This window comes from Thermoflexus sp. (genome assembly GCF_042408815.1).
Taxonomy (GTDB): Bacteria; Chloroflexota; Anaerolineae; order Thermoflexales; family Thermoflexaceae; genus Thermoflexus.
Window position 1 is genome coordinate 1 of sequence record NZ_JBHOQR010000035.1, and the last position, 24133, is coordinate 24133.

Annotated in this window: 20 protein-coding genes, 2 tRNA genes and 1 pseudogene; 11 read left to right on the top strand and 12 right to left on the bottom strand. The window is 62.5% G+C overall.

Annotation, left to right across the window (positions count from 1 at the left end):
• Positions 1-214 precede the first annotated feature (214 nt).
• Positions 215-286: transfer RNA gene (locus ACFMO3_RS11415), tRNA-Gln, on the top strand.
• A gap of 65 nt (positions 287-351) precedes the next feature.
• Here the strand turns inward: ACFMO3_RS11415 and ACFMO3_RS11420 are convergent.
• The 3 genes from ACFMO3_RS11420 to tpx all read right to left on the bottom strand — a co-directional run bounded on the left by ACFMO3_RS11420 (position 352) and on the right by tpx (position 5255).
• Positions 352-1110: an HpcH/HpaI aldolase/citrate lyase family protein gene (locus tag ACFMO3_RS11420; RefSeq protein ID WP_376790536.1), complete on the bottom strand. Its 759-nt coding sequence runs from the start codon at positions 1108-1110 to the stop codon at positions 352-354.
• A gap of 533 nt (positions 1111-1643) precedes the next feature.
• Entirely contained in the window at positions 1644-4550 is a 2907-nt protein-coding gene (uvrA, locus tag ACFMO3_RS11425) for an excinuclease ABC subunit UvrA (protein WP_376790537.1), read from the bottom strand.
• 168 nt (positions 4551-4718) lie between these two features.
• Positions 4719-5255 (bottom strand): thiol peroxidase, encoded by a 537-nt coding sequence (gene tpx / locus ACFMO3_RS11430; RefSeq protein ID WP_376790538.1) that lies wholly within the window; start codon positions 5253-5255, stop codon positions 4719-4721.
• 361 nt (positions 5256-5616) lie between these two features.
• Between tpx and ACFMO3_RS11435 the strand changes: the two genes are divergently transcribed.
• The 10 genes from ACFMO3_RS11435 to ACFMO3_RS11480 all read left to right on the top strand — a co-directional run bounded on the left by ACFMO3_RS11435 (position 5617) and on the right by ACFMO3_RS11480 (position 19477).
• Positions 5617-9759, top strand: coding sequence for a S8 family serine peptidase (locus ACFMO3_RS11435; RefSeq protein WP_376790539.1), 4143 nt, complete (start codon positions 5617-5619; stop codon positions 9757-9759).
• A 435-nt stretch (positions 9760-10194) separates the two neighbouring features.
• Positions 10195-11199 carry a LacI family DNA-binding transcriptional regulator gene (locus ACFMO3_RS11440; protein WP_376790540.1) on the top strand — a complete coding sequence of 335 codons (1005 nt, stop codon included), beginning with the start codon at positions 10195-10197 and terminating at the stop codon, positions 11197-11199.
• A gap of 16 nt (positions 11200-11215) precedes the next feature.
• Positions 11216-13027, top strand: a complete 1812-nt coding sequence (locus tag ACFMO3_RS11445) for an ABC transporter substrate-binding protein (RefSeq protein WP_376790541.1) — start codon at positions 11216-11218, stop codon at positions 13025-13027.
• Between the two features lie 168 nt (positions 13028-13195).
• Positions 13196-14182 (top strand): ABC transporter permease, encoded by a 987-nt coding sequence (locus tag ACFMO3_RS11450; RefSeq protein ID WP_376790542.1) that lies wholly within the window; start codon positions 13196-13198, stop codon positions 14180-14182.
• Between the two features lies 1 nt (position 14183).
• Complete coding sequence (locus ACFMO3_RS11455; protein ID WP_376790543.1) at positions 14184-15044, top strand: ABC transporter permease; 861 nt, start codon at positions 14184-14186, stop codon at positions 15042-15044.
• Positions 15041-16051, top strand: coding sequence for an ABC transporter ATP-binding protein (locus ACFMO3_RS11460; protein ID WP_376790544.1), 1011 nt, complete (start codon positions 15041-15043; stop codon positions 16049-16051). Before ACFMO3_RS11455 ends, ACFMO3_RS11460 begins: the two co-directional genes overlap by 4 nt.
• 94 nt (positions 16052-16145) lie before the next feature.
• Positions 16146-17177, top strand: a complete 1032-nt coding sequence (locus ACFMO3_RS11465; RefSeq protein ID WP_376790545.1) for an ABC transporter ATP-binding protein — start codon at positions 16146-16148, stop codon at positions 17175-17177.
• On the top strand, positions 17135-17380 hold the full coding sequence (locus ACFMO3_RS11470; RefSeq protein ID WP_376790546.1) for a hypothetical protein: 246 nt from the start codon (positions 17135-17137) through the stop codon (positions 17378-17380). The genes ACFMO3_RS11465 and ACFMO3_RS11470 overlap by 43 nt, the downstream gene beginning before the upstream one ends.
• Complete coding sequence (locus ACFMO3_RS11475; protein ID WP_376790547.1) at positions 17355-18230, top strand: glycosidase; 876 nt, start codon at positions 17355-17357, stop codon at positions 18228-18230. Before ACFMO3_RS11470 ends, ACFMO3_RS11475 begins: the two co-directional genes overlap by 26 nt.
• Positions 18231-18256: 26 nt before the next feature.
• Positions 18257-19477 carry a cellulase family glycosylhydrolase gene (locus ACFMO3_RS11480; protein WP_376790548.1) on the top strand — a complete coding sequence of 407 codons (1221 nt, stop codon included), beginning with the start codon at positions 18257-18259 and terminating at the stop codon, positions 19475-19477.
• 99 nt (positions 19478-19576) lie between these two features.
• On the opposite strand, the gene rplL is transcribed toward ACFMO3_RS11480, so the two are convergent.
• The 9 genes and pseudogenes from rplL to tuf form a co-directional block, all read right to left on the bottom strand.
• Positions 19577-19969, bottom strand: a complete 393-nt coding sequence (gene rplL / locus ACFMO3_RS11485) for a 50S ribosomal protein L7/L12 (protein ID WP_376790549.1) — start codon at positions 19967-19969, stop codon at positions 19577-19579.
• Between the two features lie 22 nt (positions 19970-19991).
• A complete protein-coding gene (gene rplJ / locus ACFMO3_RS11490) occupies positions 19992-20531 on the bottom strand; it encodes a 50S ribosomal protein L10 (protein WP_376790550.1) in 540 nt (179 codons plus the stop codon).
• Positions 20532-20852: 321 nt separating this feature from the next.
• Positions 20853-21572, bottom strand: a complete 720-nt coding sequence (gene rplA, locus ACFMO3_RS11495) for a 50S ribosomal protein L1 (protein WP_376790551.1) — start codon at positions 21570-21572, stop codon at positions 20853-20855.
• A gap of 93 nt (positions 21573-21665) precedes the next feature.
• A complete protein-coding gene (rplK, locus tag ACFMO3_RS11500) occupies positions 21666-22091 on the bottom strand; it encodes a 50S ribosomal protein L11 (protein WP_322802656.1) in 426 nt (141 codons plus the stop codon).
• 19 nt (positions 22092-22110) lie between these two features.
• Positions 22111-22749: a transcription termination/antitermination protein NusG gene (gene nusG / locus ACFMO3_RS11505; RefSeq protein WP_376790552.1), complete on the bottom strand. Its 639-nt coding sequence runs from the start codon at positions 22747-22749 to the stop codon at positions 22111-22113.
• A 255-nt stretch (positions 22750-23004) separates the two neighbouring features.
• Positions 23005-23313: a preprotein translocase subunit SecE gene (gene secE, locus ACFMO3_RS11510; protein WP_376790553.1), complete on the bottom strand. Its 309-nt coding sequence runs from the start codon at positions 23311-23313 to the stop codon at positions 23005-23007.
• A 177-nt stretch (positions 23314-23490) separates the two neighbouring features.
• A tRNA-Trp gene (locus ACFMO3_RS11515) sits at positions 23491-23563 on the bottom strand.
• A gap of 24 nt (positions 23564-23587) precedes the next feature.
• Positions 23588-23749 (bottom strand): 50S ribosomal protein L33, encoded by a 162-nt coding sequence (gene rpmG, locus ACFMO3_RS11520; protein WP_322802659.1) that lies wholly within the window; start codon positions 23747-23749, stop codon positions 23588-23590.
• A 242-nt stretch (positions 23750-23991) separates the two neighbouring features.
• Positions 23992-24133: pseudogene (gene tuf / locus ACFMO3_RS11525) on the bottom strand (elongation factor Tu); the annotation flags it as partial.

Below are 24133 nucleotides of genomic sequence, written 5' to 3' on the forward strand. Positions count from 1 at the left end.
GGAGTTCATCAAGAGGGGACGGCCGGCGACGGATCCGGCCAACACCACGGGGGTGGATATGCCGCCGAAGGGAGGCAACCCGGCTCTGACCGATCAGGATCTGGCCGACATCATCGCCTTCATCCGCACCTTCAATCCGCACCAACCCTAAAGGCCGGAGACAGAACAATGATTGACCCCAAAGACGACGCTGCGCTATAATGAGGACGAGCCTTGGGGAGTCGTCTAAGGGGCAGGACACCGGCCTTTGGAGCCGAGGGTGGAGGTTCGAGTCCTCCCTCCCCAGCCCACCGGGCCCGGCCGCCTTCGCCGGGCCCGGTTGCGTTCATGCACCATCGCAAAGAAGGGCTTTCACGCCTGCCACCGCCGCAAGACCTCCTGGGCCATCCCCTCGATATAGCGAACATCGGAGGCGACGGCCAAGAACTGGAACCCTTGAGCCCGCCGTTGCAAGGCTTCCTCAACAGACATGCACATTATCCCAGCCGGCCGGCCAGCCCACTGGGCCGCCCGCAGGACGGTTTGGACCGCTTTCTCCCAATCGGGGTTCTCCCGAAAATCGGTTCCCCGCAGGCCCATCGAGGAGGCCAGGTCATTGGGGCCGATGAAGATCACATCCACCCCTTCTGCCGTGCAGATCTCCTCCGCCCGCTCCACCGCCTGGATGTGCTCAATCTGGACCACCACCAGGATCTCCGCATCGATGGCCTGTAGGTAATCCTCCCCATGCAGGCGGGGCCCCAGCCAGGCCCCCACCGAGCGGATCCCGTGAGGCGGGAAGCGGGCGGCCTCCGCCGCCCGTCGAGCCTCCTCACCGTTCATCACCATCGGCACCACAATCCCTAGCGCCCCGGTGTCCAGGGCCCGTTTGATCCACGCGGGATCGTTCCATGGCACCCGAACCAGGGGAGCAGTGCCCGTGGGGAGAATCGCCATCACGCTCTGGACCATCGCATCGTAACCAAAGGGGCTGTGCTCGACGTCCACCACTAGCCAGTCGAAGCCCAGGCGGGCCATCAGGGCAGCCGCATACGGGCTGCCCAGGCCCAGCCAGGCGCCGATGGTCGCTTCCCCCTTCCGCATTCGAAGCAAAGCGCGATTGGGGATCATGGAGAAGTCCCTCCCGTTCCGTCTGACAAACGCCGAAAAACAGCTATCCTAATAATAGGAGGGGTTGCCCGGAACCCACAAGCCCCTCGAGGATTCGGGCGCGGGGGTGATTCGCGTCCTTCAACGCCGAGGATTTCCAGGATCTGCTTCAGGCCTTAAAGGAGCATCCAGAATGGCAGGAGGAGCTGCGCCGGCTCCTGCTGGCCAGCGCTCTGCACGCGCTGGTGGAGGCGCTTCGTCAGATGCGGGAAGTGATCCGCACGCTGGCGACCACACAACAACAGACGGAATCCTGACCCGCCGGATTGACTCAATGATCCGCCTCACGGAGGCCCAGATCCACACCGGTGCGGGCCAGCGCCGCCGGGAGGAGGCCCTGGCCCGCACCGAGGAGCAGGTCGCCCTCCTCCTCCCAACACAGGAGGAGATCCTGCAACGACGGGATCGCCTGGAGGGGATGCGGCGGGAGTTCGAATCTGGAGGAGGCGGCGGAGTCGTGGGGTGGGCTGTGTGGCCACCCACCCCCGCTTTGTTCAGCGCTTCTCGCGCCGCCGCCCGTTGGAAGGGATCTCTCCCCCCCGAAGGACCCGACGCAGGAATTGCCCGGTATATGAGGCCTCTGCCCGCGCGACCTCTTCAGGAGTGCCCTCCGCCACCACATACCCGCCCCGCTCTCCCCCCTCCGGCCCCAGATCGATGATCCAGTCGGCCACCTTGATGACATCCAGATTGTGCTCAATGACGATCACCGTGTGGCCCTGGTCCACAAAACGCTGCAGGACATCGATCAATTTCTGGACATCGGCCGCGTGCAGACCCACCGTGGGTTCGTCCAGGATGTAGAGGGTATGGCCGGTCGGCCGGCGGGAGAGCTCCTTCGCCAGCTTCACCCGCTGCGCCTCACCGCCGGAGAGGGTCGGCGCCGGCTGGCCCAGCCGGATGTAACCAAGCCCGACGTCCCGGAGGGTCTGGAGCTTGCGACGGATGGAGGGAAAGGCCTCGAAAAACTCATAGGCCTCGTCTACGGTCATATTCAGTACATCGGCAATGCTCTTCCCGCGATAACGGATCTGCAACGTTTCCTTGTTGAAGCGCGCTCCCCGACACACCTCGCAGGTCACAAACACATCGGGGAGAAATTGCATCTCGATCTGGATTTGGCCCTGGCCTTCGCACGCCTCACAGCGGCCGCCCTTAACATTGAAGGAAAAACGCCCCGGGCCATACCCCCGCAGCTTGCTCTCGGGCAGGCTAGCGAAGAGATCGCGGATGTCGGTGAACACGCCCGTATAGGTCGCCGGATTGGAGCGCGGGGTTCGTCCGATCGGAGACTGATCGATGTTGATCACTTTATCGATGAGCTCGACGCCCTCGATCGCCTCATGGGCCCCCGCCGGGTCGCGGGCGCCATAGAGGATCTGAGCCAGACGCTTGTAGAGGATCTCCACCACTAGGGTGCTCTTGCCGGAGCCTGAGACGCCAGTCACACAGATGAAACAGCCCAAGGGGAAGCGCACGTCAATGTTCTTCAGGTTGTGCTCACGAGCCCCCCGGACGATCAGGAAGCGTCCGTTGCCGGGGCGACGGCGGGCCGGGATCGGGATGGTGAATCGACCCGCCAAGTAGGCCCCGGTAAGGGAGCGGCGGTTGCGCATGATGGCTTCAACCGGACCCTGGGCTACCACGTACCCCCCCTGCTCCCCTGCTCCTGGCCCCAGGTCGATCACCCAATCGGCGGCCCGGATCATGGCTTCGTCGTGCTCCACCACCAACACCGTGTTCCCCAGATCCCGCAGCCGCTTCAGGGTCCGGATCAACCGCTCGTTGTCCCGTGGGTGCAGGCCGATGCTCGGCTCGTCCAGCACATAGAGCACGCCGGTGAGTTGGCTGCCGATCTGCGTGGCCAGACGGATGCGCTGGGCCTCCCCTCCCGATAGGGTGGCTGTCGGTCGGTCCAGGGTCAGGTAGTCGAGGCCCACGTCCACCATGAAACGCAGTCGATTGTGTAGCTCCTGCAGAACCTGGGAGACGATGGTCCGCTGTCGCGCGGAGAGCAGCGGCGGCTGCCCGTTATCCCCCCGCAGGGCCTCGATCCAGCGCATGGCCTCGACGACGGACATCCGGGTGACCTCGTAGATATTCTTGCCTGCCACGGTGACGGCCAGGGCTTCCGGCCGCAGCCGCGCCCCGCCACAGGCCGGGCATGGCCGCTCGCTCATCCATCCCTCCACCCGCGCCCGGAAGGAATCTGAGGTGCTCTCTTCATACCGGCGGCGCAAGTTGGGAATCACCCCTTCAAAGGGCGCCTCATAAACCCGCCAGCTCCCATCCCGGGCCTGATAGCGAACAGGGACCCGCACGCCCTCGCCCGCCCCATAGAGGAGAAGGCGCAGCTGATCCGGGGAAAGGGTCCGCACGGGCACGTCGGTAGGGATGCCGAAGGCGCGGCAGGCCGCTTCCAGCAGCTGCCAGTAATAGCCGCCTTCCTCTTCCCCACCCCAGGCTACAATGGCTCCTTGTGATAAGGAGAGGTCCTTGTTGGGAATGAGGAGATCTGGATCCAGCTCCAGCTGCACCCCAAGGCCTTCGCAAGTCGGGCAAGCGCCTTTGGGGCTGTTGAAGGAGAACAGGCGGGGCTCGAGCTCAGGCAGGCTGAGGTTGCAGTAGGGGCAGGCGAAGTGCTCACTGAACAGCAGGTCCTCCGGCGGCTCCGCCGAGGCGTTGTGCACGATCACCAGCCCATCCCCCAGCCGCAGGGCGGTCTCCACAGAATCCTGCAGACGGGAGCGATCCGCCCCGTCCCGGCGCACAACCAGGCGATCCACCACCGCCTCGATGTGATGGATCTTATAGCGATCCAGCTCGATGGGCTCATCCAGGTCTCGGATGGCTCCATCCACGCGGGCGCGGACAAAACCCATGCGGCGGAGCTCTTCGAAGACGGGGCCGTGGTGGCCCTTGCGGCCGCGCACCACGGGGCCCAGGATCATGATGCGGGAGCCCTCCGGGAGGGCGAGGATGGCCTCCACAATCTGCTCAGGGCTTTGCTTCTGGACCTCCCGGCCACAGCGGGGGCAGTGAGGGACTCCGGCGCGGGCGAAGAGCAGGCGGAGGTAGTCGTAGATCTCCGTCACCGTCCCCACGGTGGAGCGGGGGTTGTGGGAGGCCCCTCGTTGGTCGATAGAGATGGCCGGGGAGAGCCCCTCGATCTGATCCACATCTGGCTTCTCCATCAGCCCCAGGAACTGACGGGCATAGGCGGAGAGCGACTCCACGTATCGCCGCTGGCCTTCGGCGTAGAGGGTGTCGAAGGCCAGGCTGGATTTCCCGGAGCCGGAGAGGCCGGTGATGACCACGAGCTTCTCGCGGGGGATCTCCACCGTGATGTTCTTGAGGTTGTGCTCGCGGGCGCCACGAACGATGATCTTCCCCTTCGCCATGGCCGCACGGCCGCCTTCTCATCAAAATGGGCCAGTTTCTCAGCATAGCACGGCCCTCGGTTCCTTTCCAGTTCAATCGGATCGGGCTCGAGGGAGGCTCAAGGAGAATGGGGGAGGAAGACGGCTATGCCATCCCCCTCCCCCTGAGGCTGGGACGGAGGCTGCGGCTCAGCGGGGCTCCGGCTGACCCAGCAGGGCGCGGACAGCTTCCAGAACCGCATCGTAGTTGGGATGCTGGGCGATTTCCGGAACATATTCTGCATACCGGATCGTCCCATCGCGGTCCAGCACGAAGACGGCGCGCTGCTCCAGGCGAAGCTCCTTGACATACGTGCCGTAGGCCTGCCCGAAGGCCATCTCCCGATGATCCGAGGCCAGGATCACATGCTGGGCGTTGGCCTCAGCCGCCCAGCGCCGCTGGGCAAAGGGGAGATCGGCGCTGACGGTGATCAGCACGACCTCGTCCCCCAATCGGGCCACTTCCTGGTCGAACCGACGGGTCTGGGCATCGCACACCCCGGTGTCCAGGGAGGGGACCACACTGAGGATTCGGATCTTTCCATCGGTGCTGCGGATCCGGAAGGGGCTCAGATCGGGAGCCACCAGTTCCACATCGGGGGCCGGATCGCCTACCCGGAGGGGCTCCCCGATCACCGTCAACGGCTTACCGCGAAACGTCACAGCTCCAAAGCGCTCCACGGCCATGCGACACCTCCTGAGAGGTTCAGGATCCACCCGGGCCGGAAGGCTCCCTCAAGGCAGAAGCAGCGCCCGGATTTCGGATAACCAGGGTTATTGTAATCGGGGCACGGGAGGGCGGCCACTCCGTGTATGGGACTTGACAATTGAATCTCTTGTTTTAGAATAAAAATAGACCTATAATCGCCAGGAGGCGCCTATGCTCTGGAGAATCCTCTGGCGCGTGGTGCTTCTCCTATCAGTGATCGGTTTGATTGCAGGCCCAGCAACTCCCTCGGTCAGTGCCTTGATCCCCGCGAATCCATCCGCTTCCCATCCTTCATCCGACTATACTTCCGCCCCTTCACCTCCCTCCCCGAGCCCCCGCGTGGAAACCGCCTCAGATCCTGCGCTAAGCAAGCTGGCTCCAGACCTCCGTCCGCTGGCCCTCCGCCCTACCCATCGCCCGGTGCTGGTCAGCATCCTGATGACAAAAGACACGGACCTCAACGGGCTGATGCGGCGGGTGGTCTATAGCAAACCCCTGAACGGCATCCGCTGGGCGGTCGGTGAGCTCCTGGACACTCAACTCAAGAAGCTGGCAGGAATCCCCGGGGTGATCTCGGTGATCTCTACGGAGTCTTACCAACCGGTGGAACCTCCGTGGGATGACGAGGCGAAGCCTCAGCGGGAGCGTCTGAGCGTGAAGGAGATCCGCGCTCTGCTGCAGCAGGGCGGCAAGAGCCTGTTGTTCCAGAAGCTCCGGGAGCTCCGGCCGTCGCCTCCCATGCGGCCGCAGCCTGGGAAACCCGATCGTGTCCGGCCGGAGGGAGCCCTCCCATCCGCCGCGCCCGAATCCGGAATCCAGCCGGCCACCGTGAAAGTGAAGGACATCCATGGCGCCTCCGCCGCCTGGGCCAAGGGCTACACCGGCGCCGGGGTGGTGGTTGCCGTCGTGGACACCGGGGTGGATTTTGGCCATCCGGACCTTCAGGGCACCCAGGCTCGTATTCCTTCGGGCCCCTACGCCGGCTGGCCTTTCGCATATAACACCCTCTCCGGTGCCTTCTATGCGCTGGATCCCACCCTTACAATCGGCCCGGATAATTACTGGGACCTGGTCACCCTGACCTGGTTCGCCCACACCTTGCCGGTCTCCGGGGCCACATGCAACGGCGTCACATGCACTGCGGCTCTCACGCTGGACTTCACCAACGTTCCGACCTCTACCCTCCTCTTTGTATGGCCTGACCGCTCCCGCAGCGGCCGGTATTACTACACGGTGCATCCGGACATCCAACATCTGATAGCAGGCTGGTCCTTGGGGCTGGGCTATGCGGCAACCATTGGGGCACCTGCCGTCGTCATCGTGGCCGACGAGGCCGCACCTGGGGTTTACGACACGGTGTATGTCGATGTGGATTTCGACCAGGATCTCACCGACGAGAAGCCGATGCGCAAAGGCAGCGAGCTGGCAGGGGCCGATCTGTTCGACGCCGCCGGGGCTCCCGGAACAGACGGGGTCTGGGATCTCTCCGCCGGGATGTTGACCTGGATCGCCGACGGCGTCAACCCACCGCCGGGTGTCTCCGCGTTGTATCCCAGTGTTGCGGTGCCCCCTGCCGGGCGCCTGATCGCTTTTGTTGGAGATGAAGAGGGCCACGGCACCAATGTGGCGGGCGACATCGCCGCCCAGGGCGTGATCACCGACCCCGAAGGGGTTGGGCCCATCAATCCGCTTTTCGCAGGCGCGGCGAACTCCGGCGGCGCCGGCGGGCCAGTGCTCGCGGGCATGGCTCCGAAGGCCAAAGTAGCCGCTTTCCAGAACGGCTTTTACCTGCCCTTTGACTCCTGGGCCCTGGCCGCCCTGGGCTTTGACGGCATCCCCAACAGCGGGGACGAGGCCCAGATCATTAACAACTCTTGGGGGGCCAGCGCAACGATCAACGATGGCTGGGATGCGACCTCCCGCTTCGCCCACTGGTTGAACAATTACTTTGCTCCCCACGCCGCCTTCCTGGTGGCCACAGGCAACGGCGGCCACGGCTACGGCACCGTCACCGAGCCTGACGGCGGCTCCATCATCGATGTGGGCGCCAGCACCTCCTACGGCTCCCTGCTTTACTTTGAGTTCGTGACCCCGGACCGGTTCACCTACGGCGATGTGCAGCCCTGGTCCAACCGTGGTCCTACCACCCTGGGGGACGTGGCGCCCGACGTGGTGGCGGTGGGCGCGTGGGGCACCGGCGCCAACCCGCTGAACATCTACTTCGGCAATGGCCAAGCAGCCTACGATATCTTCGGCGGGACATCGATGGCCACCCCCATCGCTGCAGGCAACCTGGCCCTGGTCTACCACGCCTTCAAAGCCAGGCATGGCCGCTGGCCGACATGGCAGGAAGCCCGAGCGATCTTCCTCAACGGCGCCCACGACCTGGGCTATGATGTCCTCACCCAGGGATCCGGCAACGTGGATGCGAACCGGGCCACCGACATTGCCGCCGGGATGAACTATGGCTACTGGGTGGAGCCGGCCCAGTGGAACCCGGGCAGCTACCGGGGCGTGGCATACCCATCCTTCCCCGCCATCATGCTGCCCGGCCAGTCCGCCGTGAAGACGTTTACGATCCACAACCCCACCAGCGCGCCCTTCTCGGTGAGCCTGCAGGATGTCACCCTCCAGAGGATCGCGGAGGTCACCTTCACGCTCTCCTTCCCATCCTTCAGCCCCTCACCCTTCACCCGTCCAAGCTGGGTGACGGACATCACCCCGCTCATCAACGCTTATGACCCGGATCTCGTGCGAGCCCAGGTGATCTTCCCCTACGATGTGTTCGACAAGAACGGCGATTACAACTATGATAACCGCTGGCGAGTTCTCTTCTACGACTGGAAGGATCTGAACGGCAACGGGAAGTTGTGGACAGACATCAATAACAACGGCTACATTGATTCCTGGTCCGAAATCGATCGGGTGTCTTGTCCGCCTCTCCCGTATTGCTTGGAATACAACCGCTTCACCTACGGCTACCCCAGCGGCACCTATCTGGAAGCCAGCCTGGGCCGGGATAGCCTCTCCCGACGCCACGACGGGGTCTTCCTTGGGGTCCAGCGCCGCACCGGCAGCGACCCGGTCACCTTGCAGGTCCGCCTCACTTTCTACAAGAAAGCAGACTGGGGCTGGCTGAGCCTCTCGGCCTCCAGCGTGAGCCTGCCCGCGGGCGGAGATGCCACATTCCAGGCCACCCTGTCGGTGCCCTCCACAGCGCGGCCCGGCGTCTACGAGGGGGCTATTGAGGTGAGCCACGGCCCACACAAGCACGTGATCCCGGTGGTGGTGCATGTGGCCGCCAACGGGCCCACCTTCGATTTCGGAGCTGCCTCCCTGACTGAGCCCATCGGCGACCAGCCCTACGACAATGGCCACCTCTTCGGGGGCTTTGATTGGTCCTGGCGTTATGAGGCTGGCGATTGGCGGCTCTATTACTTCGACATCCCCAACGGCACCGCCGCCCCTGGCCAGGCGATGATCGTGGACACCCGCTGGGTCACAACCCCCACCGATGTGGACACCTGGATCTTCGGCCGCGCCACGGACTTCTACTCCACCCTAGATCCTACCTTCTTCGGCCCCCAGAGTGTCGAGCAGGTGGGCGGGAGCAATGACACCAATATCGGTGCAGGCATCTTCACCTTTGATACCGCCACCGGTGGGCCGCGGGAGATCGTGGCCGGTGAGATCCGGGATGGCCTGGGCTTCATCGCCCTGCATAACGTCCTCTACGCCGGAAGGCAGCTCGGCGAGCCTCTCGTGGGGGCCGCCTACGCGGTCCAGGCACTCCCGTTCCCCGTGGTGATCACCACACCGGTCACCTTCGGGAACTGGACCCAGACCTTCTCCACCACTCGCACAATCTCCGAGGGCATCCAGGTCCTGGCCTTCGGCCTGAGCCAGCCCACTGTGCTCCTCAACCAGACCGCTTACCAGGATGATCCCAACAACCCGTGCACGGCCAGCTGGGTGATCTCGCAAACCATCAGCAACGGCGGGCTGCTGGAGGTGACCACAGCCAGCGGGGTGGCTGGGCTCGACATTGACCTGTATGTCTACAGGGACGATGGCGACGGGGTTTTCGAGTGCGGCACCCAGGACGCCCTGGTTGCTTCTTCGACTACGCCCACGGCGTTCGAGCGGGTCCGCCTGACCCGGCCGCCGGACGGACGCTACTGGATCGCAGTCCACGGCTGGAACGTGCCCGGCGGAAGCCAGCCTTTCGACATCACCATCAACGCGATCCAGGGCACGGATCTCACCGTCAGCGGTGTGCCGTCCGGGCCGATAGCCGCAGGCATGCCGGTGTCCTTCCAGGTGAAGTTCTCGAAGCCTGTCACTCCGCCGGCCACTTATTACGGCCTGCTCTTCATCGGCCCGACCCCTGCCCTCACGGCGTTGCAGGTTCCGGTCATCGTCCACTTCGCCCCCACGGCGGCGACCATCTATCTGCCGCTGATAATGAAGAACGGGCCATAATCCGGACCTCTCTCCATCTGCGACCAGGCGGCGCACCCTTTGGGGTGCGCCGCCTGCATTTCAAGAGATGCCCACACAAGACCTCTAGGGTGGAGAGGGGGAATGGAAGCATGAACCGAACGCCGAAGCGCCAGGGTAGACGCACACAGACGGGATCTGCGACCTCGCCAGATTTCTCCAAGGAGCCAGAGGCTCCCTGAAGAACCTGCCGAGCTTTCCCCCTCCCCCAAAAATCTTCCTAGCCGCTTCCCCATCCTGCCTCTTACCGGCGAAGGCCCACATCCCCTTGACAAATTCTTTCCTCCCTCTTAAAATTGGAGTGAAAACGATTTCTCAAACGTATCCAGAAAATATATGAAAACAAACCATCCATTACCAACCTAATGATTGAGTAATTTTTGCATTTTTTGGAATAATAATTTTAAATCAATTAAAATGTCTCGACCGACTTTGAAAGCGATTGCAAAACGAGCGGGGGTTTCGATTGCGACCGTATCGCGGGCGCTGAGTGGACGGGGACGGGTGGAGGAGGCGACCCGGGAGCGGATCCTGCGGATTGCAGAGGAGCTGGGGTATGCCCCAGATATGGCGGCCCGTAGCCTGGTGCTGCGCCGCACGGAAAACATCGGCTTCCTTATCCATGCCCTCCAATCCCTTTCCCCTCACACTTTCTACGGCGAGATCCTGACAGCGGTGGAGCGCGAACTGCGCCGCCATCGCTATCACCTCCACTTTGCTACCGTGGAGGATGAGGCACTCCCTGCCCTGATCAAGGAGAACCGTGTCGATGGCCTGCTCTTGGTTGGCTGCGATCTGCCAGCCTCCCTGATCCAGACATTGAAAGAGCGTCGCTTCCCAATGGTGCTGGTCGATAACCACATGCCTGGGGTGGACAGTGTCTTCACCGACAATATCGGTGGTGCCTTCCAGGCCACGACCCATCTAATCCGCCTGGGACATCGTCGAATCGCTTTCATCACAGAAACCATGGATAACCTGAGCTTTCGGGAGCGGTTTGAAGGCTACCGCCAAGCGCTTGAAGCCCATGGCATATCTTTCGACCCCACACTAGTGGCAGAGGGAGAGCGAGGCTTCGAGGGAGGGTTCCTGGCAACGCAAATCCTTCTACAGCGAGCCCGACCCACCGCCCTGATCGCGGCCAACGATCCCACCGCCGCCAGCGCCATACGGGCCGTCCGGGCGCATGGCCTGCGGATCCCCGAAGATATCGCCGTGGTGGGCTTCGACGATGATCCCATCGCCGTACACACCGACCCCCCCCTCACCACCATGCGAGTCTTTCGATCCAAAATGGCGGTCCTGGCTGTGACGCGGCTGCTCGATCTGATGAAGAACCCAGAGCAGCCTGCCATTCATGTCCGCATCGAAACCCAGCTGGTTGTGCGTGCGTCCTGTGGAGGCTCTCTCACCCCATCTTGAGGAAAGGAGGTCCGCCATGTCCCGAGGATCCTGTATGACGATGGCATGGGTTTTCGCCCTTACAGCGCTGGCCGTATTGCTGAGCGCCTGCGCGCCGACCCCCACGCCATCCCCCGGGCCAGCCGCTTCCCCTACCCCCGTTGTGATCGAGAAAGTCGTCACCCCCACCTCTGCCCCACGACCGAAGGAATTCGTGCTGGGCACCACCTGGGAGGTCCCGCCCGCCTATCACGGCAACCCCTTCGCCTCCGGTGGGGTCGGCGGGGCATGGTGGTTCGTCTTCCAGCCCCTCTTGATCTATGTCCCCGCTACCGGCGAGGCAATCCCCAGCTTAGCAGAATCCTTCCAGGAAGCCCCGGACCGGATCACCTTCCGGCTGCGCCAGACCGGCTGGTCGGATGGAACACCCTTCACCAGCAAAGACGTGTGGGCCTCCTTTGCCCTGATGAAGTTAATGTGGAACTGGCCAGGCGAGGTCGATCGGGTGGAGACGCCTGACGATCGGACGGCAGTCATTGTATGGAAGCAACCACTGGCGAACCCCAAGGCCCTGATCGGCAGCGCCCCTATCCTGGTCAACGCATCAGCCTACGGGAAGTTCGCCGAGGAAGCCGCCAAATGGCTGGGCCAAACTGGCCCGGAGGCCGAGGGGGCACTGAACAAGGTTCGCCAGGAGCTCTCTAATTTCAAGCCGGAGAAGCCCATCGCCATCGGCCCCTTCCAGGTGGAGACCGTCAGCGCCTCGGAGATGATCTTGACGAAGAACCCGCACCACTACGCCGCAAGCAAGATCCAGATCGATCGCATCCGCTTCCTGCGCTGGACCTCGAACGAGGTGATGTGGGCATTCCATCTGGCCGGGGAGCTGGACGCCAGCCACGCCGCCGCCCCGAAGGACGTCGCGGACCAGATCCTGCAGCGGCAGCCGAAAACGCGGCTTCACCTAGTCACGGACCTATCGGAGTTCGCCCTGCTCTTCAATCTGCGCAAGGCGCCTTTCAACGACGTCCGCTTCCGCAAGGCCATGGCCTATTTGATCGATCGCGACAAGGTGCGCGAGGTGGCCTATTACGCCGGGCTCACTTCCGCCCCCTACTCCCACGGCGTCCTGAAGTCCTTCGAGGAGCAGTGGCTGGGGAAGGATTTCCTAAGCACCCTCAGCGCCTACGCCCCGGACCCGGCGAAGGCGGAGGCGCTGCTCAAAGAGCTGGGCTGGACGAAGGGCCCAGACGGCAAATGGCGGGATCCCGCGGGCCGAACTCCTGAGTTTGAGATCCTGGCTCAGGCTGGGGCCACAGATTGGACCCTGGCCGCCGAGGCGATCGCTACCCAGCTGAACCAGCACGGCTTCCGAGTGCGAACCCGCACCGTCGAGCCCGGAGTATACCCCACGACGCTCCGGGGCGGCCAGTTCGACATGGCGATCCAGTTCGGCAGCACCTGGTGGGGTACAGCCCACCCGCTGACCGGATACGATCGCCTCTATCAGGGAGAGGCGGCAGAATTCACCGGGGCGAAGGATCTGATGTCCACCGCGAAGGGGCCCCAGGGAGAGGATGTGAACATCGCCCAAACGCTGGATAGCCTGTCGAAGGAGCCGAACCCGGAGCGCCAGAAGGCCATCGTCCGCCAGCTGGCCTGGATCACCAATGAGAACCTCCCGGTCCTCAGCCTGCTGGAAAAGCGTCTGATGATCTTCCACGTCGACGGCGTGCGGGTGACCGGCTGGCCGGCGGAGAATGATCCGCTGTGGACAGTGGCGCCCGGCGCGATCGAGCGGTTCTATGCCCACCTGCTCATCGAGGGCATCCTGAAGCCGGCCCCATAGCTGGACGATCCCGAAAGGGAACGGCAACTGCGCTGCGCTGTTTGCTCCGCAAAAGGGATAGGCTGGGCACAAGAACGCCCAGCCTATCCCCTGCATGCTTCACAGGTTGCTCCTTCTTCGTCAAGGCCGACTGGCGAAGGATGAATCGTGGAAAGGGGCGGAACGCAGATGCGGTGGATCCGACGGGTGCTTCTGGCAGCGTTGACCATCTGGCTGGTCGCCAGCATCACTTTTGTCGTAGTTGAGCAGGCGCCAGGGGATATCTTCTACCTAATGGCTCAGGAAATCGCCCAGGCCCGCGGGGTCTCCATCGAGGTGGCCTACGCCCAAGTGCGCAGCATGGTAGGGTATGACCCCACTCGCCCGCTTCTGGACCGCTATCTGGAGTGGCTGCGGGAGCTTCTGCGGGGGAACCTGGGCTTCTCATATTTTTACCGGATCTCGGTGAATCAGATCCTCTTCCAGGCCCTACCCTGGACGGTCTTCGTCCTCTCGATCGCTCTCCTCCTGAGTTTTGGAATCGGAGCGCTGCTGGGATTAGTGATCGCCGTCCGCCGGCGCTCCTGGTTGGATCCCCTGGTCACCAGCTACGCCTCCCTGACGGACGCAACGCCAGATTACCTGACGGCGCTCCTGTTGCTGATTCTCCTCGCCCTTAACCTGAAATGGTTCCCCTCCAAGGGAGCCTATGACAGCCATCTGTCTCCGGGATTCAACATGCCTTTTATCCTCAGCGTGTTCCACCATGCCACATTGCCGATCCTCGCCTATACCCTGGAGAACATCGGAGCCTGGGCTCTGGCGATGAAGGGGAGCGCGATCTCCGTCCTGGGGGAAGATTTCATCGCCTTCGCCCGGGCCCGGGGTCTCCGGGAACGTCGCATCCTAACCCATTATGTCGGCCGCAACGCGATCCTTCCTATGGTCACCGGCCTGGCCCTCGCCTTCGGGGGAATGTTTGGAGGCTCCGTCCTTATCGAAACGGTCTTCCACTACCCGGGGATCGGATGGTTTTTCAAGTTCGCCCTGGATCACCGGGATTACGGCATGATGCGGGGATTGCTGATCCTCACCACCGTGGCCATTGTGCTGGCCAACCTGATCGCAGATCTCATTTACCCCCTGCTGGATCCCCGCATCCGGATGGAGGACTAGGATGCGCACATTTCTGAGCGACCTCCTCAGGGCATTGCGAGGAAACCGCCGGGCGGCAATAGGGGGCTTGATCCTGGCCGGTTATCTGCTGATGGCCCTCGTCGGTCCTGAGCTGATCCCCATGGATTCGACAATGCGATACGCCGAGCGCTTCCGTCCGCCATCCCTGGCCCACCCGCTGGGGACTGATTACGCCGGTCGGGATGTGCTGGCCCAAATCGTCCACGGCTCCCGGGATGTGCTGGCCATCGCTATCCTCACGGCCCTCTTCACCACGTCCATAGCCGTGGGAATCGGGGCCCTCGCCGGATATTCTGGAGGGATGGTGGATGGTTTCCTCATGCTGCTGACCAACATCCAGCTCACAGTACCTGCGGTGCCAGTCTACCTTTTGATCGGCTCTGTGTTTCAGATCCGGGATCCGGTGGGGTTCGCGGTGCTGATCAGTCTGTGGATGTGGGGGCCGCTGGCCCGGGCCGTCCGTTCCCAGATCCTCTCATTGAAGGAGCGGGAATTCATCGAAGCTGCCCGTGTCTTAGGTCTGGGGACCACCCATATCTTGGCCCGGGAACTGTTCCCGAACCTGACCCCGTTCGTGGTTATTCACTTCATTCGGATGATGCGGGATGCTATCACGGCCAGCGTTGGACTGATCTTCCTGGGGCTGGCTCCCTTCTCCCCCACCAACTGGGGCACCATGCTCAACTTGGCTGTGTTCCAAACAGGCGCGATCTATATCCCTAACGCCCTTCACTACGTGATCGCACCGATGGCAGCGATCGTCCTCTTCCAATTGGGAGCTATCTTCTTCGCCCATGGTCTGGATGAGATCCTGAACCCTCGTCTCCGAGCACCGGCATGAAGCCTCTGTTGCAGGTTCGCGATCTGCGCGTCGCCTTCGATCTGGGGCGGCATGGGTTCCTGACCGCCGTGGATGGTGTGTCGTTTGACTTGGCTCAGGGGGAATTCATTGCCCTCGTCGGGGAGAGCGGAAGCGGCAAGAGCACTACCGCCTTGGCGCTGATCCGCTTGGTCCCGCCGCCCGGCTTCATCTCCGGAGGCCGTCTGCTGTGGTGGGAAGAGGGCAAGGGGGAGCCGGTGGATCTCCTCCGGTTCAGCGAGGCTCAGATGCGGGAGCGCCGATGGCGCGACATCGCGATGGTCTTCCAAGGGGCCCAGAATGCCCTCAACCCCGTCATGCGCATCGCGGAACAGATGATGGAAACCGTGCGGGCCCATCAGGCCATGCCCCGCGATGAGATCCTAGATCGAGCTGCCCGGTGTCTGCGCATGGTCCGCTTGGAGCCCTCCCGGGTTCTCCGGGCCTATCCCCACGAGCTCAGCGGGGGGATGCGCCAGCGGGTGCTGATCGCCATGAGCCTGCTCATGAACCCCCGCCTCCTGATCCTGGACGAGCCCACCACAGCCCTGGATGTGATCACTCAGGCCCATATCCTGGAGATCCTGCGGGAGATCCAGGAGCAGATGGGGTTGACGATGCTCCTCCTGACCCATGACCTGGCCGTGGTGGCGAAGACGGCCCACCGGGTCCTGATCATGTATGCCGGTCAGATCGTGGAAGAGGCGCCCACGGTGACCCTGTTCGAATCCCCCTATCATCCCTATACGCGGGGCCTCCTTCAGGCGGTGCCGACCCTCCGCGGAGATCTGACCGGGAAGCGTCCGATCCCCGGGGCTCCCCCGGACCTGCGGCATCCGCCTCCGGGCTGCCGCTTCCATCCTCGATGTCCGTATGCGGATGAAATGTGCCGCCGGGCGGAGCCGGAACTCGAGGAGGTCGGCAATCGTCGTGTGGCATGTCATCACTGGCGACGGGTCGCCCAGGAAGCCCCGGCCCAGAAGCTGTAAGGTCGATCGCTCCAAGGGGAGGAGCCATTCTGCCTCACCAGAATTCAAGCTCAACAGTGATCGTTCCGCCGAGCAGAGACTCCGAGCGTGCTCTATGATGAGGCAAACGCTGATCGCGCTGGAAGATGTCTGGGTGATCTTCCAACGGGGCTGGCTATCCCGGGAACGGGTGGAAGCAGTCGCCGGGGTATCGCTGGCGATCCCGGAGGGGGGAATCCTGGCGCTGGTCGGGGAAACCGGGAGCGGGAAGACCACCCTGGGCAAAGTGGTGGCGGGCCTCTACCGACCGACCCGAGGGCGCCTCCTTTTCCAGGGACAGGATGTGTGGACGATGAATCGCCGTGCCTTCCTCCAATACCGGCGGGCCGTCCAATTGGTGCACCAGGACGCTTTCGCCGCCTTGAACCCCGTCCGCACGGTTTATCAGTCATTGAAGGCGCCTCTTCTTCATCACCGAATCGCCCGGAACGAACGGGAGGCCCGCGAGCGATCAGCGGAACTCCTGGCTCAGGTCGGTCTGACGCCGCCAGAGTTGTTCCTGGATAAATATCCGCATCAGCTGAGCGGAGGCCAGCGTCAGCGCGTGCTCCTCGCTCGAGCGCTCACGGTGCAGCCGCGTTTGATCGTGGCCGATGAGCCGGTCTCGATGATCGACGTCTCTCTGCGACTTGCTATCCTGCAGCTGCTGCGCGAGTTAAACCGCCGCCTGGGCATCGCCATCCTATACATCACCCACGACCTGGCAACCGCTCGATACTTGGCGGAGGAAGGGCAACTGGCGGTCATGTATCTGGGGAAGATCGTGGAGTACGGTGCCTTCCCCAAAGTCCTGGAGAACCCGCGCCATCCCTATCTCCAGGCCCTCCTCTCTGCGGTCCCCGTTCCGGATCCGCGGGTTGCGCAAGCCATCCGCCCGATGGCCCTTCAGGAGATCGATCCGCCAGATCCGCGACGGCCGCCTTCCGGATGCCGCTTCCATCCGCGTTGTCCATACGTCCAACCGATCTGCCGCGAGATCTCGCCGGTCCTGGAAGGTCCAGCCGATCACCAGGTGGCTTGTCATTTCGCTCAGGAGATCCCTCCATGGCACCCGCCATCAGCCGCCTCGCCTTCACGATGGGCCTGACGCTGTTCCTGCTTGCCCTGATGGCCCTTCCCTTCTTAACTCCCGGATCCCCCGCCTTTGTGGTAGATGTCATGGCGCTGCTGATCAGCGGGGGATTCCTGGTGCTTCTGGTCTGGTCCATCCAGCGGGCGATTGCCCATCGCATCCCATCTCACAATCATCACGAGGAGGACTCCGATGATTCGTCTCGCCCGTCATCCTGAACCCATCCTGAAACCTCTGCCCCACCACCCGTGGGAGTCCCGATACGTCTTTAATGCCGGTGTTGTCTATCATAACGGCCTGGTTCACATGCTCTACCGCGCCATGGGTGAGGATATGATCTCCCGCCTGGGGTATGCGATCAGCTCGGATGGCTTGAACTTTTACCGGCTGGATCAGCCGGTCCTGATCCCGGCTGCACCATGGGAAGCCCGGGGAGTGGAGGATCCGCGCATTACATGGCTGGAAGGGAAATTCTACGTCATTTACACTGCCTATTCTGGATCCGAGGTCCGGGTCTCCATGGCCTCCACCACGAACTTCATTACCTGGACGCGACACGGGATTCTTCTACCGGACGAAGACAACAAGGACGCGGCTCTTTTCCCGGAGAAGATCAAAGGACGGTATGCCATGCTCCATCGGAGACCTCCGGATATCTGGCTGGCCTATTCGGATGACCTGATCCACTGGACGGACCACCAGGTGATCATGCGACCCCGCCCAGGGACTTGGGAATCATGGAAGATTGGGGCCGGCGCGCAGCCGATCCGAACAGAATGGGGATGGCTGCTCTTCTACCACGGGGTCGATGATCACCGGGTATATCGGCTCGGGATCGCCCTCCTGGATCTGGAGGATCCCGCTCGGGTGATCCGGCGCCAAGAGGCACCCATCCTCGCTCCCGAGGCTTCCTGGGAGCGTGAGGGGCAGGTCCCCAATGTGGTCTTCACATGCGGAGCCGTGGAGATCAATGGGACGTATTATGTTTACTACGGCGGGGCTGATTCGGTGATCGGCGTGGCGACCGTTCAAAAAGAAGATGTGGAGCGATTCTGCCGGGGACGTTGATCCTTACCAGGGGAGCACTCGTAGCGATGTGGGATTCTCACTTTGTGGTCGGCGTGAACTACTGGCCGCGCACCAAGGCGATGTTCTGGTGGAAGCGCTTCGACCCGGAAGAGGTCCGGGAGGACATGGCGGAGATCGCCTCGTGGCATCTGGATGGGGTCCGCATCTTCCTCATGTGGGAGGATTTCATGCCCGAGCCGTATACCGTGGATCCACAGATGCTCGAGCGTCTCCGTCAGGTCCTGGACCTGGCACACATGCATGGGCTCCGGGTGATCGTCACCCTTTTCACCGGACATATGAGCGGCGTGAACTGGCTGCCGCCATGGCTTCTGGATGGGGACCGAGAGAGCGATCCCCGCTTTCGGCTGATCGCGGGGGGACGCGTGGTGAAAGGACGCCTCCGGGATCTTTACGAAGATCCCATGGCTCTGGACGCCCAGGTTCGGATGCTGGAAGCGGCGGCACAGGCAGCGGGAGATCACCCAGCTCTGCTCGCCTGGGATCTGGGGAACGAGCCAGACCTGGTGCTGCGACCTCGGACCCCGGAGGCCGCCGTGGGCTGGCTGGCCACCCTCACACGCGCGCTCCGTGCCATGGATCCTGCCCATCCCATCACCGTCGGCTTCCACAGTCCGGTCCTGGAAAAGGATCTGGGGTTCCGCATCCGCGTCCTGGCGCCCATGCTGGATTTCCTCTGCATGCACGGCTATCCGATTTACGCCCAGTGGGCACGTCATCCGCTGGATGAGCAGGCGCTGGCCTTCCTGGCGCGTCTCACCGCCAGCCTGGGCGGGAAACCAGTGCTCTTTGAAGAGTTTGGACTGCCCACGGCCCCACCGGGTCAACCCACTCACAACGTTTCGAGCCAGCTGGAAGATCGCCCCTTTGAGGTCACGCTCATCGCGGAGGAAGAAGCAGCCGCCTTCTTCGAGCGAGCGCTGGAAGCTCTGCATCAGGCGGGAGCGCTGGGGGCCTTCATCTGGTGTTTCAGCGATTACCATCCCGATTTGTGGGATCATCCCCCGTGCGACCGGCTGGTGCACGAGCGGCACTTCGGGCTGCTGCGTCCAGATGGGAGCCGCAAACCCGCTGTAGAAGTCGTCGCCCGCTTCGCCGCCCGGAAACGCCCGGTCCTCTCTCCCCCCACACTGCCGGTGCCGGAGGATTACGAGTCACATCCCGGGGAAGCCCTCCGCGAGCTCTATGCACGGTTCCTGCAAGCGGACGATTCCGCTCGAAGCTAATGGGTTCAAGTTCGGAGACCGTCTGGCCGTTCATAATAAGCCGTGGGGCGGGGGGTGAAACTTCCCGCCCCACCCTTTCCCTTCCACGCTGCGCGGCTTTCACTTGATCTCCACGACAGCGCCCACCGCCTCCAGCTTCGCCTTGGCGTCCTGAGCCACTTCCTTGCTGACGCCCTCGAGAACCGGTTTGGGGGCGGCCTCGACCAGATCCTTGGCCTCCTTGAGCCCCAGGTTGGTCAGCTGGCGCACCACCTTGATCACCTCGATCTTCTTCGGCCCGACCTCCTTGAGGATTACATCGAACTCCGTCTTCTCCTCAACAGCTGGGGCCGCGGCCGGAGCACCGGGGGCCGCCGCGGGAACAGGGGCAGCAACCGCGACAGGGGCTGCCGCCTTCACCCCCCAGCGCTCCTCCAGCAACTTCACGAGCTCCACAGCTTCCAGCAAGGTCAGGTTGCTCAACTCTTCAACCAGCTTCTGAAGATCCGCCATGGGGAAATCACCTCCAGAGGATTTAAGCGGTTTGGGAAATCTCTTTCAGCTGATCGGCCCGCGCCTGCAGCACGCCAACGACTTGCTGCAGAACTGTGGTCAGCACGCCGGCCAGCTGGGCGGCCGGGGCCTGGATCGCTCCCAGGACCTGGCCCAGCACTACTGGGCGCGGCGGCAATTCGGAAAGCGCTTTCACATCCTCCGGGCGCAGCCGGCGCCCGTCCAGCAGCCCGCCCTTGATCTTGAGGATCTTGTTCTCCTCGGCGAACTCCAACAGGGCTTTAGCCACCGCCGAAGGATCCTCCAGGCAGAAGGCTGCTGCCGTAGGACCCTCCAGCAGATCTTCCGGAACCGTCCACCCGGCCTGCTGCAGGGCAATACGAAGCAACGTGTTCTTTGTGACATGGAAGGCCCCGCCGGACTTTTTTACTTTCTGGCGAAGCCGATACATGCCCTGCGCATCCAGCCCCTGGTAGTCCGCAAGGATCAGGGCCTGGCTGCGGGAGAGCAGCTCCCGATACTGCGCGATCATCTGCTCCTTCTCAACCCGTGTAAACGGCAAGCCCCACCTCCTCGACCAGGTTAGAAGTCATGCAACCGGCTTCCCGGGGGCGGAGCCCAGCCATCTCATCCCCCGGAAGGCGAGCCCCAGTGTGCAAAAAACAGTGCGCCCCTGCCTGGGCGGACAAGGGCGCACTGACCTTCCCCTCACCCATCTGGTGATGGGCAAGAAAGGGCTTGCTCCGCGCCCTGCCTCGACAGGCGGGGCTCTGGCCCCTTTAAGCGAAAGGGCACCTGACTTCACCGGCAGGGGTTCGCCTAAGAATACCAGGAAAACGCGCTTGGCGCTGACCCCCTCCTCTTCGCAACCGCCTAGACTCGATCAAGCGGCGATTTCCAGAGATTGAGCCGCCACTGGATCCACCTTGATGCCGGGCCCCATGGTCGCGCTGACCACCACCTTTCGGATATAAGGCCCTTTCAGCCCGGAGGGCCGGGCTTTCTTCACCGCGTCCATCAGGGCTGCGAAATTCTCCAGCAATTGATCCACCGAGAAACTGACCTTGCCAATGGGCACATGGAGATTAGCGGTCTTATCCACCCGGAACTCCACCCGGCCCGCCTTCGCCTCCCGGATCGCCCGCGGGAGATCCTCGGGATTCACCACCGTGCCCGCACGAGGGTTCGGCATTAGCCCACGGGGGCCCAGGATCCGCCCCAACCGGCCGACTTTCGGCATCATATCCGGCGTCGCAATGGCTACATCGAAGTCCGTCCATCCTTCCTGGATCCGCTTGATCCCCTCATCATCGCTGATGACATAATCCGCGCCGGCCTCCTGGGCAATTCGCGCTGCCTCCCCCGCCGCGAACACCAGGACACGAACCCGCTTGCCCAACCCGTGGGGGAGAACAACCACCCCCCGCACTTGCTGATCCGCATGGCGAGGATCCACTCCCAGGCGCATATGCACTTCGACCGTGCCATCAAAGCGCGTATAACTGGTCTCCTTGACCAGCTCCATCGCCTCGCGGGGAGAATAGAGGCGCTCCCGATCCACCTTCTTCAACACCTCCAGATATTTTTTCCCTCGCTCACCCATTTTTGGAACCTCCTGTGGTGCATACGGGCCATTCCGGCCCTCCCACGGCTTTATCCGCGGAGGATTTATATATCTTCCGGGAAAAGGTAACTCCTAATCCACAATCTGGATCCCCATGCTACGGGCCGTGCCGGCGATCATCCGCATAGCCGCCTCAATGTCCTCCGTGTTCAGATCCTTCATTTTAAGCTCCGCGATCTCCCGCAGCTGTTGCCGGGTGATCCGGCCAACGATCTGCCGGTTCGGCTCCGAGGAGCCCTTCTCAATGCCGGCCGCCCGGCGGAGAAGGTCAGACACCGGTGGAGTCTTGAGCTCCATCGTAAAGGAGCCATCCGTGTAGATCGTGACCTCCACCGGCACAATCTGGCCGGCCATGTGCGCCGTGCGGGCATTGTATTCCTTGCAAAACGCCATCACGTTGACTCCATGGGGGGCCAGAGTCGGCCCAATGGGCGGTGCCGGGTTCGCCTTGCCCGCTTCGATTTGCAGTTTGATAACTGCCTTGACCTTCTTGGCCATAGATGATCCCCTCTGTCTACTAAATTTTCTCCACCTGGGTAAAGTCCAGCTCTACGGGTGTTTCCCGCCCGAAGAAAGAGACGAGAACTCGAATCTTCGCTTTGTCCGGATCGATCTCATCCACGATTCCCACGAAATCCGCAAAAGGCCCTTCAGTGATCCGAACCTTCTGTCCAGGCTTGAAGGTGACACGGATTCGTGGAGCCTTGCTCTCCATGCGTTTGAAAATCGCCTGGACTTCCTCCGGGCGCAGCGGAGTGGGTTGGTTGCCCATTCCGACGAAACCGGTGACTCCAGGCGTGAATCGGACCACCGCCCATGAGTCCTCATCCATGATCATCTCCACCAGGATATAACCCGGGTAAATTCGCCGTCGAACGGGCCGCTTCTTCCCTTCCCGGATCTCGATCTCTTCCTCCTCCGGAACCACAATGTTGAAGATCTTATGCTGCATGCCCAGAGAAGCAATACGCTGCTCCAGGCTGTGCTTCACTTTGTGTTCCGAGCCCGCATAACAGTGCACAATATACCAAGCTCGTTCCGTCGAGGCGACCAACCGATCTTCCCCTTCCCCCTCGGAAGCCGCCGCGCCCCCCTCCCCTTCTTTTGTCTCACGGGTTGGCATCTCGGGAGTTCCCGCGGCCTCCAGCTCACGCAACAACTCCTCCAAAGGTTCCTCGTCTATTTCGAAGGATTCCGGAGATGCAAACCGCTCTTCCTCCCCGTTCATAGCGCTCCCTTTTCCGAAAGATTGCGGAACTCCGAACCCGCTCTTCTTCCAGATCTCACCGCAAAACAGAGCTGGGCGGGACATCTTCCACACCCCGCCCAGCCCCGCCTACCCTTCCCTCAAAAACCGTTGGGATCCGGAAAAAGGCTCCAGCCGAACGCCGAGGAAGACCGCTTCCCTTTTTCAATCCCGGGTTAAAGCATAAACCAGGGCGCCCAGCCCCCCCAGCGTGCCCACGATCGCAATGCCTAACCGGAGAGGATCCTGAGGGGTGGTGAAAATCCCTCCGAATAGCCAGAAAAAGAAATAATCCACCAACCCCAGGAGGATCGACATCCCTATGGTGACCGCCAGAACCACCCCGGTCAGACGATACAACTCCCGCCGGTCTGGCCAGCGGACCTTCTTGAGCTCCCCTTGAACCTCTCGCAGATATCGAAGGGGGGCCCACTCGCTTCGCAAGAATCGCCGAGTCTCTGCCGCCTTCGCCACAGGATGTCCACTCCTTTTGCTCATCGGGTTGCCACACCATTCCCCCAACGGCCCGGAATCTGATCGAGCCCTACCAGGGACGCAGCGGCCTTCCCTCCCCTATGAACTTGGAGCCCACTGCGCCTACTTTAACACAAACTGGGACACCGCATGGCGGTGTCCCAGGGCCACCCCAGGCAGGCCGGCCAGGACTCGAACCTGGAACCTGCGGATTTGGAGTCCGCTGCTCTGCCTATTGAGCTACCGGCCTGCACCTTTAAAAGATTCAGGAAACTTACTTGGTTTCCCGATGCAAGGTATGCTTACGACATCGCGGACAATATTTGCGAAGCTCCAGGCGATTTGGATCGTTGTTCCGATTCTTCTGTGTTGTGTAATTCCGCCCCTTGCATTCTGTGCATGCCAACGTAATCACGATCCTCACTTCTTTCGCCATAGCTGCCTCAGCCGCATGCTCGGGATAACGGAGAGGATATCCTGGTCGCGAGGCAAGCAAGGGCGGCCTGGCTTGCCTTCACCCGCCTCTTCTTTAACTTTACCAGAACCTCGCCCTTCTGTCCAGCCTGGGAGAATACACGGTTCCGGTGGCTCTACACTCCCCCCATCGCCAGCAGCGCACCCGGCCATCTCGGATCGGAGACCCTTCCTTTCCGAGAGGGGGATACGCTGTTGTGACTTTTAATCCAGGATTTTGGTGACGACGCCGGCGCCGACGGTCAGGCCGCCTTCCCGGATGGCGAACCGCAACCCTTCCTCAATGGCCACCGGCGCGATCAGCCGCACCCGCAGGTTCACATTGTCCCCCGGCATCACCATCTCC